16 protein-coding genes, 1 tRNA gene and 1 pseudogene are annotated in these 15,523 nt (G+C 61.1%); 13 read left to right on the plus strand and 5 right to left on the minus strand.

Features of this window, described 5'->3' with window-relative positions; translation table 11 throughout:
* Nucleotides 1-25: 25 nt before the first annotated feature.
* Nucleotides 26-292, plus strand: coding sequence for a DUF3606 domain-containing protein (locus NKJ28_RS25225; RefSeq protein WP_023677031.1), 267 nt, complete (start codon nucleotides 26-28; stop codon nucleotides 290-292).
* Nucleotides 293-329: 37 nt separating this feature from the next.
* Here the strand turns inward: NKJ28_RS25225 and NKJ28_RS25230 are convergent, their stop codons facing one another.
* Nucleotides 330-878: a DNA-3-methyladenine glycosylase gene (locus NKJ28_RS25230; RefSeq protein ID WP_023677030.1), complete on the minus strand. Its 549-nt coding sequence runs from the start codon at nucleotides 876-878 to the stop codon at nucleotides 330-332.
* Nucleotides 879-981: 103 nt separating this feature from the next.
* Complete coding sequence (locus NKJ28_RS25235) at nucleotides 982-1,311, minus strand: hypothetical protein (RefSeq protein ID WP_023677029.1); 330 nt, start codon at nucleotides 1,309-1,311, stop codon at nucleotides 982-984.
* A 236-nt stretch (nucleotides 1,312-1,547) separates the two neighbouring features.
* Here NKJ28_RS25235 and NKJ28_RS25240 point away from each other — a divergent pair, with 236 nt between their 5' ends.
* The 3 genes from NKJ28_RS25240 to NKJ28_RS25250 all read left to right on the plus strand — a co-directional run bounded on the left by NKJ28_RS25240 (nucleotide 1,548) and on the right by NKJ28_RS25250 (nucleotide 3,809).
* The gene (locus tag NKJ28_RS25240; protein WP_352637343.1) at nucleotides 1,548-2,075 is read left to right on the plus strand and encodes a metallophosphoesterase; all 528 of its coding nucleotides are present in this window, start codon (nucleotides 1,548-1,550) and stop codon (nucleotides 2,073-2,075) included.
* Between the two features lie 50 nt (nucleotides 2,076-2,125).
* Nucleotides 2,126-3,421: a cytochrome P450 gene (locus tag NKJ28_RS25245; protein WP_352637344.1), complete on the plus strand. Its 1,296-nt coding sequence runs from the start codon at nucleotides 2,126-2,128 to the stop codon at nucleotides 3,419-3,421.
* Nucleotides 3,422-3,494: 73 nt separating this feature from the next.
* On the plus strand, nucleotides 3,495-3,809 hold the full coding sequence (locus NKJ28_RS25250) for a hypothetical protein (RefSeq protein ID WP_352637365.1): 315 nt from the start codon (nucleotides 3,495-3,497) through the stop codon (nucleotides 3,807-3,809).
* A 105-nt stretch (nucleotides 3,810-3,914) separates the two neighbouring features.
* Here NKJ28_RS25250 and NKJ28_RS25255 read toward each other — a convergent pair whose 3' ends face one another.
* A complete protein-coding gene (locus NKJ28_RS25255) occupies nucleotides 3,915-4,148 on the minus strand; it encodes a hypothetical protein (protein ID WP_352637345.1) in 234 nt (77 codons plus the stop codon).
* 151 nt (nucleotides 4,149-4,299) lie between these two features.
* Nucleotides 4,300-4,376: transfer RNA gene (locus tag NKJ28_RS25260), tRNA-Arg, on the minus strand.
* A gap of 282 nt (nucleotides 4,377-4,658) precedes the next feature.
* Between NKJ28_RS25260 and NKJ28_RS25265 the strand changes: the two are divergent.
* The 5 genes and pseudogenes from NKJ28_RS25265 to NKJ28_RS25285 all read left to right on the plus strand — a co-directional run.
* Nucleotides 4,659-5,054 (plus strand): annotated as a pseudogene (locus NKJ28_RS25265) (type I restriction-modification system subunit M N-terminal domain-containing protein); the annotation flags it as partial.
* A 69-nt stretch (nucleotides 5,055-5,123) separates the two neighbouring features.
* Entirely contained in the window at nucleotides 5,124-6,761 is a 1,638-nt protein-coding gene (locus NKJ28_RS25270) for an HsdM family class I SAM-dependent methyltransferase (RefSeq protein ID WP_352637362.1), read from the plus strand.
* Entirely contained in the window at nucleotides 6,758-7,810 is a 1,053-nt protein-coding gene (locus NKJ28_RS25275) for a restriction endonuclease subunit S (RefSeq protein ID WP_352637347.1), read from the plus strand. Before NKJ28_RS25270 ends, NKJ28_RS25275 begins: the two co-directional genes overlap by 4 nt.
* Entirely contained in the window at nucleotides 7,807-8,631 is an 825-nt protein-coding gene (locus tag NKJ28_RS25280) for a hypothetical protein (protein WP_352637350.1), read from the plus strand. The genes NKJ28_RS25275 and NKJ28_RS25280 overlap by 4 nt, the downstream gene beginning before the upstream one ends.
* A 28-nt stretch (nucleotides 8,632-8,659) precedes the next feature.
* A complete protein-coding gene (locus tag NKJ28_RS25285) occupies nucleotides 8,660-12,088 on the plus strand; it encodes a type I restriction endonuclease subunit R (protein WP_352637353.1) in 3,429 nt (1,142 codons plus the stop codon).
* A 54-nt stretch (nucleotides 12,089-12,142) separates the two neighbouring features.
* Here the strand turns inward: NKJ28_RS25285 and NKJ28_RS25290 are convergent, their stop codons facing one another.
* On the minus strand, nucleotides 12,143-13,033 hold the full coding sequence (locus tag NKJ28_RS25290; protein ID WP_352637354.1) for a D-alanyl-D-alanine carboxypeptidase family protein: 891 nt from the start codon (nucleotides 13,031-13,033) through the stop codon (nucleotides 12,143-12,145).
* A 237-nt stretch (nucleotides 13,034-13,270) separates the two neighbouring features.
* Between NKJ28_RS25290 and NKJ28_RS25295 the strand changes: the two genes are divergently transcribed.
* The 4 genes from NKJ28_RS25295 to NKJ28_RS25310 all read left to right on the plus strand — a co-directional run bounded on the left by NKJ28_RS25295 (nucleotide 13,271) and on the right by NKJ28_RS25310 (nucleotide 15,519).
* Nucleotides 13,271-14,377, plus strand: coding sequence for a hypothetical protein (locus NKJ28_RS25295; protein WP_352637355.1), 1,107 nt, complete (start codon nucleotides 13,271-13,273; stop codon nucleotides 14,375-14,377).
* A gap of 75 nt (nucleotides 14,378-14,452) precedes the next feature.
* Complete coding sequence (locus NKJ28_RS25300) at nucleotides 14,453-15,073, plus strand: nucleoside triphosphate hydrolase (protein WP_352637356.1); 621 nt, start codon at nucleotides 14,453-14,455, stop codon at nucleotides 15,071-15,073.
* Nucleotides 15,074-15,143: 70 nt separating this feature from the next.
* Complete coding sequence (locus NKJ28_RS25305) at nucleotides 15,144-15,404, plus strand: hypothetical protein (RefSeq protein ID WP_352637357.1); 261 nt, start codon at nucleotides 15,144-15,146, stop codon at nucleotides 15,402-15,404.
* Entirely contained in the window at nucleotides 15,391-15,519 is a 129-nt protein-coding gene (locus NKJ28_RS25310; protein WP_302893450.1) for a hypothetical protein, read from the plus strand. Before NKJ28_RS25305 ends, NKJ28_RS25310 begins: the two co-directional genes overlap by 14 nt.
* Nucleotides 15,520-15,523 lie beyond the last annotated feature (4 nt).

The following is a 15,523-nucleotide window of genomic DNA, read 5'->3' on the forward strand; positions in this document are numbered from 1 at the left end:
TGCAAAGCTCCACCAGGAGGAAAAAATGGCCGACGATAAGAGCAAGCGAGATTTCCGCGAGCGCGATCGCGTTTCTACGGAAGACGACCGTGAAGTCGAGTATTTTGCCCAACAGAACGGCATCACCGCCGACCAGGTCCGTCAGTTGATCAAAAGCTTCGGCAATGATCGCGGCCGGCTGACCGTAGCCGCGAAGGCGTTGCGAGGGATTTCACCTGCCGGAGCCGACGAGGTGACCAGGGAAGCCCGCCAGCAGGCGACACCTATGCATCTCGGCAAACCCGACGAGTGATGCCGGGGGGGCAACTGCTCTGCCGCTGCCGCGGGCATCAGAACTTGCGGCTCAGATAATCCGAGTCGCGCAGTCCGAACCGCCACTCGGCATCGACAGCCTTGGAAATGCCGATCCGGCGGCCTGTCAGAACGGCGCCGGCTTCGCTCGGCGGCCTGAATTCGAATGGCGGCAGGTCCAGGGGCAGCCCGTCATGGGATTTGTCGATTGCCAGCGCTTGGCAAAGGCGACCCGGTCCCGAACAAAGCAGCCGGGGGTCGTCAACGCCGCGATTGGCCCGCATCACCACCAGCCCGGATTGCGGTTCGATTGCGCGGATAAGCACGGCACTGCCGGGCAGGCACACGGCATTGAGGCACCAATGCAGGCCATAGGAGCGATAGACATACGCGCTGCCGGGGGCGCCGAACATTGCGCCGTTGCGCACCGTCCTGCCACCGAAAGCGTGCGAAGCCGGATCATCCGGGCGATAGGCTTCGGTTTCGACGATGATGCCGCCGACGCCGTGCAAGAGCAGCATCGCGCCGATCATGTCGCGCGCCACGGTGGTGGCGTCTCGGGCAAAGAATTGATGGTTGGTGGTCAATGTGCAGCAGACTCGATCACGCCTGAACTTGGCGCGTCAGCAAGGTCCCGGACCGGAAACAAAATGTCCAGCCATCGCGCCACCGAACCTGGGGCAGCGGTATTCAGCGCAGCATGGCTGCGCCGATGAAAACCGCCGCGGCCAGCACGACGATGGCGGCAATCACCAGGACTGGCCCATATCTGCTCGGTTGGACGTCGGGCTCATCCTTCAGCGGGCGCATCGCATTGGCATAGCTCGCCTGGTTGGTAAACTTCGGCGTTTCATGGCGCGCGGCAGGGCTCTTCGGCGGAGCGTTGCCGGCGGATTCCGCGTCCGTTTCCATGGGAGCCGCAGCCGGATCGATGCCCGGGGTCTTGTCCCCTTCGCGCCCGGCATCGATATCGCCCCGCGCTTGAGCCGGGCTTCGCCCAAGAGGTTCTGCGTCGGTCATCGTCGAGGTCCTTTCAGAGCATCGGCCTCAAGCATTCTAACCTGCGTCTCATTTCAAAGTTCCCCCGTTTCAAAGTTCCCCCTTTTTGAAGTTCCGACGAGCGGGAACCGCCTAGGCCTGCTTCCAGGAACAACCGGCGATCGAGCGGGTTGAGCAAGCATCGGGAGAGCAACATGGACTTGGTGCGCCACGCGCCTACCTGCGCGGCAGTTCGACAACAGGCCCAGCGAGTGCGCATGATCTACTTCACGGCCGACACGCATTTCAGCGACCCGCGCATTTTGCGCATCGACCGCCGCCCGTTCGGCTCGCTGGCGGAACATGACCGGTCGCTCATTGCGTTCTGGAACGAGACTGTCGGGCCGGACGACGAGATCTGGCATCTCGGCGATTTTGCCAGGGGATCGGCCGCGTTCGTGTCGTCGCTTCTGGCGTCTCTTCATGGCAGCAAGCATTTGATCATCGGCAACAACGATGCTGCGGCCACCATCGAGGCCACAGGTTGGGCGAGCACGCAACACTACAAGGAGCTGGCGCTCGACGGCAGCCTGCTGATCCTTTGCCACTACCCTTTTCGCACCTGGAACCAGATCGGCAGGAAATCGATCGACCTGCATGGCCATTCCCACGGCAGGCTGACCCCGGTCACGCGCCAGTATGACGTCGGCGTCGACAGCTGGGATTTTCGTCCGGTCACGCTGACCACCATCCTTGCCAGCCGCGGCCGAAGGGCGGCGCGGCTAAGCCGTCAAAAAGTCGAGTGATCGAAAGTGCCGGCCGTGCGTTGAGGAATTTCAACGCCAGGGAGCACGCCATGAACAGACGTGAACTGATCGATGCCGATGGCGGCAATCATGCCGCAAAACCCATTCCGCGCGCCGCGTTCGATAGCACCTTGGCCCTGCTGCGCGAAGGCTATGACTTCATTTCGGCCCGCTGCCGGCGCATGAACACCGACATCTTTGCCACGCGCCTGATGCTGCGGCCGGCAATCTGCGTCCGCGGTGCCGAGGCTGCCGAGATGTTTTATGGCGGCGACCACTTCACCCGAATTGGTGCGATGCCGCAGACCACGCTGCGTCTGCTGCAGGACAAGGGCAGCGTCCAGGCGCTCGACGGCGCCGCTCACCGCCACCGCAAGGCGCTTTTCCTGTCGATCCTGTTGGATGGTGACCAGATCGAGCGGCTCCGCGCAACCTTCCGTCGCGCTTGGCTCGACCAGCTGGAAGACTGGCAGCGGCGTGACGAGATCGTCCTGTTTGACGCCGTAAACCTCGTCCTGACCCAGGCGGCAGCGGATTGGGCCGGCATCCCCGCCGACAAGGATCGCCCCGAACTCTGCCGCGAGCTCAGCGGCATGGTCGAGAACGCCGGCGGCATTGGGCCGTCGACCATGCTGGCGCTGTGGCGGCGACGCCGGACCGAACGCACTATCGGCGAGCTTGTACGGCGCGTTCGAAGCGGCGCGCTTGATTTGCCGGCAAACAGCCCGGTCCGCCTGGTCAGCGAATATGTCGATGCCGAGGGAATGCCGCTCGATCTTGCCAGTGCTGCGGTCGAGATCATCAACATCATCCGGCCGGTTGTCGCCATCGGCCGCTTCATCATGTTTGCGGCGCTGGCGCTTCACCAGCACCGCCAATGGTACGATAAGTTCGCCGCCGGCGATGACGACGGGCTGGAAGCCTTCGCCGAGGAGGTTCGCCGGCTCTATCCGTTCTTCCCGTTCATCGGCGGCCGCGCCCGCCACCCCTTCGAATGGAAGGGCTACCGCTTCGGCAAAGGCGACTGGGTTCTGCTCGACCTGCACGGCACCAACCACGATCGCCGCCTGTTTTGGGAGCCGGACCGATTTATCCCGGAGCGCGGCTTGAGCTGGAAAACCCACGGCTTCGACTTCATCCCGCATGGCGGGGGAGATCCGGCGACTACCCATCGCTGCCCCGGAGAAGCCGTCACCGTCGCTCTGATCATGGAAGCGGTTCGCCTGCTGACGCGGTCGATGGCCTACCAGGTGCCTGATCAGGATATGACCGTCTCGCTTGCCCGCATGCCGGCGCGGCCGAAATCCGGGTTCAGGATAGATAATGTGCGGCGAAAACCCGGCTGAAAGGCTGCCGGTCGAACCGGAACCTCTGCGGAGCTGAGGCGTTCGAAAATTGCAAGGCGTAAAGGCAAACGCAATGGCTCAGAAGATCACGACAGGCGCGAACGACCGGCCGCGCAATGAAACCATCGGCCAATCCGGCGAAGGCCTGCCGGACGACAGCAGCAGGCCGCTCGAAGTCGACGAAGGCTTGGTCGCCCGGCTGAGAAACAAGCTGCAGGGCAAGCCCCGGCAAGCCGGTCAGACCAACACGGACGAAGTCCCCGCAGGCACTCCAGGCGCTGGCGAGAATATTTGCCGCCGCTGTGCAGGGTCAGGCATGATCGACGGCCGCACCTGCCCCGAATGCGGCGGAACCGGCAAGGTGACGACGCCCATAGGCGGAGGCTGAGCAATTCCAGGAAAGTGTGAAGCGGTTTTCCGTCCGGTATTTGCGTCAAACAATAAGATAGACCGGTTCTGCGTTTCCGCGGAACGATGAACCGTCCAGCGCCGGTCAGATCGCCGGCACCCACTTCCAGAACACGCCCTCCTTGCGGTCGGGGTAGTGCTTGAAGTCGCATTCGAAGCGCCAGCCGTAAGTCTTGGCGGCGGCAAGCGCCTCCTTGCTGACCGGGTTCATGCCGGTTCCCGGCGCAAACCAGTCCTCCAGCAAGTCGTCGGGTATGTAGGCGCCGATCCTCAAAGGCAGCTTTTCGAGGACGAAATCCATTTCGGGTGGTGCAGGCACGGGGGCGCTCCTCAAGTTTATCTCACGAGGAAGTCATTCGAGGTGGATTCGGTTCCAGAGCGCAGCCGAGATCAGAGGGGCGGCAGGACTGGATTCGACGTCCAGCTTTACGAGATATGGCTGAAATAGGAGGATCGGCAGATTTGCAAGTTGGCGCACCCGACAGGATTCGAACCTGTGACCTCTGCCTTCGGAGGGCAGCGCTCTATCCAGCTGAGCTACGGGTGCCTTCAGGACCGACGATCCGGAAAACGAACCAGCCGATAAACGGCCAGCCCCGGCTTCTTATCCGAAGCTGGAGCGGGCTTCAACGGGCAAGTGATCGTTGCGCGAAATCCGAAGGCTGAGGTCACAGGTTTGAACCCTGTCGGGTGCGCTGCATCGTTTTAACTGCGCCGGCCATGGCATTCGGTAGATTTCTTCAAAATTGCCGGGCGTGCCCTATTGTCAAAACGATTCGATATTTAGACAAGTCCCATTCGAACGAGATTGGCAGACAAGGCGCACATGATGGTTGCAGACCCCTTCAACGGGCTCGAGAAATTCGAATCCGGTCTTTGGAAGATTGCCGACAATTTGCGCGCAAACTCCAATCTGGCGTCTAACGAATATTTCATGCCCATAATGGGCCTGATCTTCCTGCGCCACGCTACAAACCGTTTCTATGAGGCGAAGGCCGCGATCGAGGCCGACAAGGCCGCTGGCAAGATGCCGCAGCGCGCGCTCGTCGAAGCCGATTTCACACGCCGCCGCGCGTTGAACCTGCCGGAAAGCGCGCGGTTCGATATGATCCTTAAAACTCCGAAGGACGGCAATCTGGGCGCGGCACTGACTTCGGCGATGGAGGCTATCGAAACGGCCTTTCCACCGCTAGCAGGCCAACTGCCGAAGGACTATGGGCGGTTCGAGGGCAGCGTCCTCGAAGAGATGATGCGCATGTTCGATTCGGAAGGCTTGCGCACAGCATCCGGCGACGTGTTCGGCCGCATCTACGAATACTTCCTCGCCGAGTTTTCGAAGCAAGGCGCGCATGACAGTGGCGAGTTCTTCACGCCGCCTTCGATCGTCCAGACCATCGTCAATGTTATCGAGCCCGACCACGGCATCGTCTTCGATCCGGCCTGTGGCTCGGGCGGCATGTTTGTACAATCGAGTCACTTCATTGCAGATGAGGGCTTGGACACGATGAAGCGCGTCACCTTCTACGGCCACGAGAAGAACGAGACGACCGCCAAGCTCGCGCAGATCAACCTCGCTGTTCACGGACTGCAGGGCACGATCCGGGCCGGGAACGAAGCAATCACCTATTACAAGGACCCACACGAACTTGTCGGCAAGTGCGACTTCGTGATGGCCAATCCACCTTTCAACGTGGACGAGGTCGATGCGGAGAAAGTGAAGGGCGACAAGCGCCTTCCCTTTGGCCTGCCCGGCGTGAACAAGGGCAAGAAGATCTCGAACGCCAACTATCTTTGGATGTCCTATTTCCACAGCTACCTGAACGAGAAGGGTCGCGCAGGCGTGGTCATGTCCTCGCAGGCGTCGAGCGCGGGCCGCGATGAAGCGACGGTTCGCCAGAAGGTCGTCGAAACCGGCGCTGTCGACGTGATGATCGATATTCGCGGAAATTTCTTCTACACGCGCACCGTGCCTTGCCAACTCTGGTTCTTCGACCGGGCGAAGGAGAAGGACGCAGTGCGGCGGGACCATGTGCTGATGCTCGATGCGCGACAAATCTTCCGCAAGGTATCGCGCTCAGTGTGCGATTTCAGTCCGGAGCAGCAGAAGAACATCGCCGCCATTGTCTGGCTCTATCGCGGCCAGCAGGACCGCTTCCTGAAGCTTGTGGACAGCTATCTCGCGCAAGCGGTGGAGCTTGGCGCGAAGGCGCAGAAGCCGCTTGATGGCTATGAGGAGGCGCTCGGAAAACTCGTCGATCTCATGGAGCCCCACGCCAAGGCGAAGCGCAAGGATGATCCACTGGCCGACCCATGGGATGAACTCACCAGTGCGCAGGCGACCTTGACGGCGGATATTGAAGCCTTTGGCAAGGAGGCGGCGGCAAGGGCCAAGGCTTGGCCGGGAGCGGTGCGCCACAATACCGGGCTGAACGCAGCGCGGGCGGCGCTGCACCCACTGGCGGATCGCTGCCGGGATTTGACAAGACAGATTGACCTTGCGGTGAAACTGTCGGGCCGGGCGATCGACATCGCCGTGAAGGAGCTTTCGGCACGAGATGCGGACGCCTGGAACAATGCCGGGGTGAACCGGGCACGTAAGGTGCTGGATGAGGCGCGGGCGGCGGCTGTCGAGGCGCTGCGGCAGACGCGCTACTTCGTGAAGCAGGCGGACTGGTTGCAGGAGCGTTTCCCCGATGCGGTGTTGTGTGATGTCGAGGGGCTGGTGAAGCGTGTCGGTCGCGCAGCCATCAAGGCACATGACTGGAGTCTCACACCGGGTCGCTATGTCGGCGTGGCGCCCGAGGAGGCGGACGAGGATTTCGACTTCGAGGAGACGCTCAGCGCCATCCATATCGACCTGAAAGGCCTGAACGAGGAGGCGGTGGAGCTCGCGGCGCGGATCGCTCGAAACTTTGAGGAGTTGGGCGCTTGAGCTGGCGGGCATGCACACTTGGCGACGTAATCAAGCTTCAGCGCGGGCATGATTTGCCAGAGCGGGTTCGCGTCGATGGCCCAGTTCCTGTCGTGTCATCATCGGGAATTACAGGAAGGCACAATGTCCCTAGAGTCGATCCTCCTGGCGTTATTACAGGGCGATATGGCACGATTGGCGAGGTCTTTTTCGTTGATGAGCCGTACTGGCCGCTCAACACTGCCCTGTACGTGGTGGACTTCAAGGGAAATGATCCTCGGTTCGCAGCCTACCTGTTGAGAAACACACTGAAGAATTACAAGTCAGAAAAGGCCGCTGTTCCCGGTGTTGATCGCAACGTTCTCCATTTGCTCAAAGTTCGGACCGCAGAACGACGAGAGCAGGAGCAAGTTGTATCAATCCTCTCCGCCTACGACGACCTGATCGAGAACAACCGGCGGCGGATTGTGCTGTTGGAGGAGGCGGCGCGGATGCTTTATCGCGAGTGGTTCGTTTACTTCCGATTCCCAGGCCACGAGCACGTCAAGATCATCGACGGCATCCCCGAGGGATGGGAACGACTCAAGGTTGGCGATGTCGCACAACTTGCCTACGGCAAAGCACTAAAGGAAGAAACGCGAGTCGAAGGCCTGTATCCCGTCTATGGATCGAGCGGAATCGTCGGCACACATCATGCGGCGCTTGTTGTTGGTCCCGCAATCGTGGTTGGCCGTAAGGGCAACGTCGGAAGCGTCTATTGGTCAACAAGCGATTGTTGGCCGATTGATACGGCCTACTTCATCCCAAGCGCACAAGCAGATTTTTGGCTCTATCTTGCGCTCCCTCATGTGGGATTTCAGAATACTGACGGCGGAGTTCCCGGCTTGAACAGAGATTTCGCCCATAGCCGAAAAATCACCAAGCCGACCGAACGGCTCCGTCGCTTTTTCAACGAAACCGTCGAGCCGATGTTTGGGCAACGCGAAACTCTGCTCAGATATAATCGGAAACTCGGACAAGTCCGCGACCTCCTTCTGCCACGCCTGATGAATGGAGAAATTGCGGTGTGACCTATGACAAAGACACAGAACTTCCCACAGACTTGCGTGCGGAACTGGAACGGGAAGCATTGGGCCAACACTGGCCCGAGATCAGCAACCGCGATCACGCGCTGTTCCTGATAGCAGAACGCGACCTTGAAGCACAGCTCGTTGCGATCAAAGGCGCCCTTCGCCGCAACCAGAACTTGGACGAGGCCGTCTCCGCAAGTATCCGGGAATTGGAGGCTTATATCCGCAGCTACTCAGGCGGGGACGATGAATACCAGATGCATCTCGAGGGTCAGTGGGTCGACACCTTGCATGACTCGGTTTTTCAGGATGCAGCACACAGCATGGCAGCGGTGGGCATGCTGGCGCCGTTTATCGAGTCCCTTTTCGTGTCGATCTTCGCTGGCTTGCGGGTGCGGGCGAAAGGCAAGGGCAACGATGACCCTAGGGTAGTGGCCTCCCAGGACCATTACTGGAACCCACAAATTGTGTTCCGCGGTAGCGGTCCGAAGGAAGACCTTGTCGCGGGGATCGCGCAGCTTGCGGCCTCAACCGGTTTGCAACCCTGTCTGCCCGATGGCTACGAAAAGACACTCTCAGCCCTTTTCAGCTACCGCAACAACATGTTCCACAATGGTTTCGAATGGCCCATTGAGGCACGTCGCAGATTTGATTCGCGAATTAAGTCTGACGGCTGGCCAGCGGAGTGGTTTGAAAGAGCAGAAAGCGACGGTGATCCATGGGTTTTCTACATGAGCGCCTCCTTTATCGAGCGTTGCCTTGAGACGATTGACCAAGTGCTTGAAGGCGTTGGAAGGTATTTGGCTAAGGATCAGATTTGAAGTGCTCTGATTTGGAAAGGGGCACCGCATGGCCGTAACCGGCATTAACAGCGAGGACCGACTGGTGCAGGCGACTTTCGCTGCGCATCTAGAGGCTAGGCTCGGCTGGGAAACTATCTATGCCTGGAACGACGAAACCTTCGGGCCGGGGGGCACGCTGGGCCGCGCCAGTACCAGCGAGGCGGTGCTAACCCGCGATCTGCGCGCAGCGCTGAAGCGCCTCAACTCCGGTTTGCCGTCTTTGGCAATCGACGAGGCAATGCGGGCGCTGACCGTCCATGATTTCAGCCGTTCGATGGTGCAGCACAATCACGACTTCGCTCGCCTGATCCGCAACGGCGTGCCCGTGTCTTGGCGCGATGCGACCGGGCATCGACGCGAAGCCCGTGCCCGCGTGATCGACTTCGACAATGCGCTCGGCTCGAATCGCTTCCTCGCCGTGCGCGAACTGAAACTGACCGGCCTGCGCACGCCAAACTACAACCGCCGCGCCGATCTCGTCTGCTTCGTAAACGGCCTTCCACTGGTCTTTATTGAGCTGAAGGCGGTCCACAAGAATATCCGCGCCGGGTTCGACGGCAATCTGCGCGACTATATGGACGAGAATGTTATCGCCCATGCCTTCCACCACAACGCCTTCCTGATTGTCAGCAACGGGCACCGCGCCCGCTACGGCTCGATCACCAGCGAGTGGGATCACTTCGCCGAATGGAAACGCCTTGACGAGGGCGACAAGGGCAACGTTGAAGCTGAGGTTTTGCTAAACGGTATGCTGGCACATGACCGGCTGCTCGACATCGTCGAGAACTTCATTTTGTTCGACGAAAGCAAGGCGGGTGCAACGCGCAAGGTGGTAGCGCGCAACCATCAGGTGCTTGGCGTCAATCTCGCCGTGGCATCGGTAGGGTATCAGGAAGAACTGAAACGAGAGTTTCCGCGCGAAAGGCGGCTGCAGCACCGCATTGTGGAATTGCCGCTCGAGAAGCGGCCAAGTGAAGACCGAGGGCGTGCCTTGCACTTGGCTGGGATGGCGGAAGCGCCTCAATCCCCCTTTATTCCGGAGGGCCCGATCGACATTGTCGAACGGGCCCACCCGAGCCTCGGGCGGCTCGGTGTCTTCTGGCATACGCAAGGCAGCGGCAAGAGCTACTCCATGGCTTTCTTCGCCGAGAAGGTGCGCCGCAAGGTCGAGGGCAATTTCACCTTCCTGCTGATGACGGATCGCAATGATCTGGACAGCCAAATCTACAAGACCTTCGTGGGCTGCGACGTGGTCGAGAAGGACACGCCACGCGCATCTTCGGGCGCAGACCTCGAAAGGCTGCTGAAGGAAAATCACCGCTACATCTTCAGCCTGATCCACAAGTTCAATCAGGACGTGGACCCCAAGAAACCCTATAGCGAGCGCGACGACATCATCGTGATCTCGGACGAGGCGCACCGGACGCAGGCCGGAAGGCTGGCGCGCAACATGCGCCTGGCGCTGCCAAACGCCGCCTTCATCGGTTTCACCGGAACGCCGCTGTTCAGGCAGGATGAAATCACCAAACGCATCTTCGGCGGCTATGTCTCGCAGTACAATTTCAAACGATCGGAGGAAGACGGCGCGACCGTCAAGCTCATCTACGAGAACCGGGGTGAGAAGCTCGGCGTGGCGCGCCCCGATCTGAACGACCGGATCGCGGCGAAAATCGAGGAGGCCGAACTCGATCCGGACCAGGCGGCCTTACTCGATAAGCTGCTTGGCAAGGACTATGAAGTCATCACCGCCGACGAACGACTTGACAAGATCGCGGCGGATCTCGTCGAGCATTGCTCGACGCGGTGGGAAACCGGAAAATCGCTGCTCGTCTGCATCGACAAGATCACTTGCGCGCGCATGCATCAACGGATCATGCCGGCCTGGCGGGCGAAGGCCGCAGAAGTACGCGCTGTACTCGAAGCCAGGAAGGCAGAAGCCGCTACGACTGTCGATGAAACTGCCCGCGCTGTCATAAATGACGAAATCGGCAAGCTCGAAAAGAAGGCCCGTTGGCTCGACGCGACGGTTATCGAGATCATCATTAGCGAGGCGCAAAACGAGGTCGCCGATTTCAAGAAATGGGGATTCGACATCATCCCACACCGCGCCCTGATAAAAAAGGGCTTCGAATCAGATGGCGGCGATCGTGTCGATGTCGAGACTGCCTTCAAGAACCCAAAGCACCCATTCCGCGTGGCGATCGTCTGCGCCATGTGGCTGACGGGTTTCGATGTTGAATGCCTCTCAACGCTTTACATCGACAAGCCGATGAGGGCACACACGCTGATGCAGGCCATCGCGCGGGCGAACCGGGTTTATCTCGGCAAGGATTTCGGGCTGATTGTCGACTACAACGGCATGCTGGTGAGTCTGCGCGCGGCCTTGGCGCAATATGCGCTTGGCGATGACGGAACAGGCGGCGAGGAAATCATCGCGCCCATCGAAGAGCGGGTGCAGGCGCTCATCGAGGCCATCGAGGCGACTGAGGCGCATTTGCGCGGGCTTGGCTACGATCCGGCTACACTGGTTGGCGCGAAGGGATTCGCGCGTATCAAGGGGCTCGTCGATGCGGTTGAGGCCGTCTATTTGAGCGACGAAACCAAGCGGCGCTTCGAAATCATGGCGCGGCAAGTATTCACCCGGTTCAAGGCGCTGCTGGTTGAACCGAGCGCTTGGGCATACGCCGAGCGGCATGACAACATCGAAGCGATCTACAAGAAGCTGACTGAGCGGCGCGATACGGCTGATGTGACGGAACTGCTTAAGGAACTGCACCGGATCATCAACGAAGCCATCCGTACGCAAACTGTCGGTGACGATCAAGCCGAAGGACTGACTTTCGATCTTAGCCAGATCGACCTTGAACGGCTGCGTGATGAATTCGCCAAAAAGGTCAGGCGCAAGGCCACGGCGCTTCAGGACATTCGAGCCATCGTCGAGCAAAAACTCGCCGAAATGCTGGCGCGCAACCCGATGCGAATGGATTTTCAAGTCAAGTACGAGGAGATCGTGGCCGCCTATAACCGTGAGAAGGATCGCGCAACGATCGAGGAAACATTTCGGCGGCTGGTTGAGCTCGTCAACAGTCTCGACGAGGAACAGAAACGGGCGGCAAGGGAAGGCCTAGCCGATGACGAACTGGCACTGTTCGATCTCCTTCGGAAAGACGGCCTGGATAAGACCTCACGCGAACGCGTCAAACAGGCCAGTCGGGAACTGCTCGCTTCGATCAAGGCGCGATTGGCAGAACTGGATCGTTTTTGGGAGAAGGAGCAGACCAAGGCTGATGTAGAGGTATTCATTCTGGACGAAGTGTTCGCAAGCCTGCCGTCACCGCCCTTTACGCCCGAGGAGAAGAAGCTGGTAGCGGGCAATGTCTATGCGCACGTCTGGCAGCAAGCCATGAGTGGTGGCTTTGCAAGGGCGGCATTATAGACTGTTTTTTGGGTTGGTCGCCTTGACCCTAAGCGAAACTTAGGCGCAGCCCCCTCACTGCTCCTCGGCATACAGCAGCCGCGTCTTTGCCTCGGAGGTCGGCAACAGGCTGCGCTGGATCAGCGCCTCGACGTGGTCGTTGCGCTGGCGCGCGCTGTCGGCGCCCATCACCACGATGATCAGCCTGTGCCCGTCCGCATTATAGGAGGTGACGATGTTGAAGCCCGAAGCCCTGATGTAGCCGGTCTTGATGCCGTCGACCCCGCGCACCCGGCCGAGCATGTCGTTGTGGCCGCGCACCAGCCTGCCGCGGAACATGAAGTCGCTTTCAGAGAAATAGTGGAAATGCTGCGGGAAGCGGGCGTGCAGCGCCATGCCGAGCACCGCCATGTCGCGCGCGCTGGTGTGCTGGTCGCCGTCCGGCAGGCCCGAGGCGTTGCGGAAAACGGTGCTGCTCATGCCGATCTGGCGCGCCTTGGCGGTCATCATGCCGGCGAACGCCTCTTCGCTGCCGCCGAGATATTCGGCAATTGCGACCGCCACGTCATTGGCCGATTTGACGACGACGGCGCGGATCGCCGAATCGACGTCGATGGTCTCGCCGCGCCTGAACCGCAGCTTGGTCGGCGGCTGCCGGGCGGCGTTGTCCGACACCGGAATTTGCGTCTCCTTGCTGATGCGGCCAGAATCCAGCGCCTCGAACAGAAGGTAGAGCGTCATCATCTTGGTCAGTGACGCCGGATAACGCGGCGCCGTCGAATTGACCTCGAACAGCGTCTTGCCGGTGCCGGCATCGATGACCATGGCGGCATATTTCTGCGGCGGCGCCGGTACCGCCAGCACGCTGTCGGGCGGCGTGACAGTCGTGCAGCCGGCAGCAAACAGCAGCAGCGCCAGCACAGCGACGCATTTGTGGATGGACGAAAAGAACCGGAAGGCGGACAAGTCAGTTCCGAAGGCAGGCAGTTTCTGAGACGACGCGAAGCTATCTTAACGCAAAGGCACAGTCCATTTGGTTAATATCGGTCTGGCCCTCGAACGGTGCCCTGTCCACAGGCCGACGTGGCGCCGCCTGATGTGAATTGCCGGCCACCGCGCTTGCGCAACCGGCGGCGAGTGGGCTTTGCTGGCGCCGGCAGAATCGGGCCGCCGGAATCGGGCCGGCAGAATCGGTAGGTGCACATGGATACGGTCACGATCACGGCGAAGGGCATTTCGGTATCGGTCGATCTTGCCGTCGGCCATCTCGCCGACATGACGGTCGGTATCGATGGCCGCCGGCTGAAGCCGCTGCATCGCGCACCCTGGGTCGGCGAGCCGCGCGAGATGCTGCCGAAAGACCTGCCTGAAGGGACGGTCCACCTGTCCGGCGATTTCCTCTGCGCGCCGTTCTCGATCAGCGACGTCGAAGCGGCACCTTTGCATGGCTGGCCGGCAAATAGTCACTGGGACGTCGTCGACAGCGCGGCAACGACCGATGGCTGGCGCGCCGTCTTCCGCCTGCAGCGCCCGGTCATGGGCGCAACCGTCGACAAGATCCTGACCTTGCGCGACGATCATCCCTTTCTCTATCAGGAGCACGTCTTTTCCGGCGGCGCCGGCGCCATTCCCGTCGCCCACCACCCGATGACGGTGATGACGGCCGGCGGCAGGCTGGCCTTCTCGCCCAAACGCCTTGCCGCAACGCCGAGTGAGGCGCCGGAGCCCGATCCGGCCCGCGGCCGCTCGTTGCTCGCCTACCCTGCGCGCAGCACCGACCTGACGCGCTTTCCCGCCTCCAACGGCGGCACGATTGACCTGACCACCTATCGCATGGACCAGCTGCGTGAGGACTTCGTGACGCTGGTCGAGGCCGATCATGGCGGGCCGGGCTGGACGGCGCTGGCGCGCCAGGCGGAAGCCGATCTCGTGCTGGTGCTGAAGAACCCGGCCGAACTGCCGGTCACCATGCTGTGGGTCAGCAATGGCGGGCGCGATTATGCGCCATGGAGTGGCCGCCACCGCGGCGTGCTCGGCATCGAGGACGGCCGCACGGCCGTCGGCCACGCCGCATCGCTCGGCGACAATTGGCTGAAGCGCGAAGGCGTGGCGACCGCCTTTGCCCTTTCCGAAGGGCGCCGCTTTTCGTTCCGCCATGTCATCGGCGCACTGCCATGGCCATCCGGCGAGCCGCCGCACGACGTCGCGACCTCGCCGGGCCGCATGCGCATCCTGGCGGCTGACGGTGCCGTGCGCGACATCGGCTTCGACAGCGACTTCCTGCGGATCGGCCAAGCCAGGCCCGATTGAAGGCCTGGCACAATCCGGCGTTTGAAATTTCCGAAAACTGCCGCCAAAATGCGTCAGAACCATCGTAAGGGCCCAATGTCAGAGATCGCCCATATCGCTGCTGCCATTTTTAAGCGCGCCGGCAAGGCACCGCGCTTCATCGTTGCCATTGCCGGTCCGCCCGGCGCCGGCAAATCGACATTGTCGGCAGGCTTGCACGACTTGCTGCCGGAAGGCACGGCGGAAGTCGTGCCGATGGATGGCTTCCATTTCGATGATGTCGTTCTCGAGCGGCGCGGCCTTCGCGCGCGAAAAGGCGCCCCGGAAACCTTTGATTTTGCCGGCTTCGAAGCGCTGCTGAAGCGCATCCGCGCCGGCGAGCCGGATATCGCCATCCCGGTCTTCGACCGCAGCATGGAGCTGTCGCGCGCCGCCGCTGCGATTGTCGCCGCCGACACCAAATTCATCCTGGTCGAAGGCAATTATCTCCTGCTCGACGAGGAACCCTGGACGCGGCTGGCGCCGCTGTTCGACTTCTCGATCTTCGTCGATGTGCCGCGCGCCGAGCTCGAGCGCCGACTGCTGGCGCGATGGCACGAGCACGGCCGCTCCGACGAGGACGCGCGCGCCTGGATCGCCTCTAACGATATGCCGAACATCGACCGCGTGCTTGCCCGTCGGCGGCCCGCCGACCTGGTGGTCGGCGACCTGGCCTGACTTGCAAGGAACCGCCCGGCCGGAACCTTGACAGTTTCAGGCCGTTATCCCGGACACGGCAATTGTGCCCATGAGGGAACCGTTCGATGGAAACCATGGCAAGAAAGCCTGCGCCCGCCAAGGGCAGGGCAACACGATCAAAAGCAACTCGAGCGAAAACCAGCTCCGGCCCGGCAGCGGCGGCCCGCTCCAAGGATGCGGCAAAGCCCAGCTTTGGCAAGGCAGCGCCGAAGAAGGTGGTGCCTGCCGCGGCCAAAGCCGCTGCACCCAAGCCCAAAAGATCGGCAAGCAGCAGAGGATCGATCGCAGGCAGCGCAATGCGCACTGTTAAAGCAACGGCCAATGTCGCCGCCGGTGCCGTGCTTGCCACCGCCAAAGGTGCGGCGTCGCTTGCTGCTTCCGTAGTCGGCAAGGGCGGCTCAAAACCCCGGACCAAGGCAAAATAGCCGA

Origin of the sequence: Mesorhizobium sp. M0145 (assembly GCF_040322355.1) — a bacterium.
GTDB lineage: Bacteria > Pseudomonadota > Alphaproteobacteria > Rhizobiales > Rhizobiaceae > Mesorhizobium.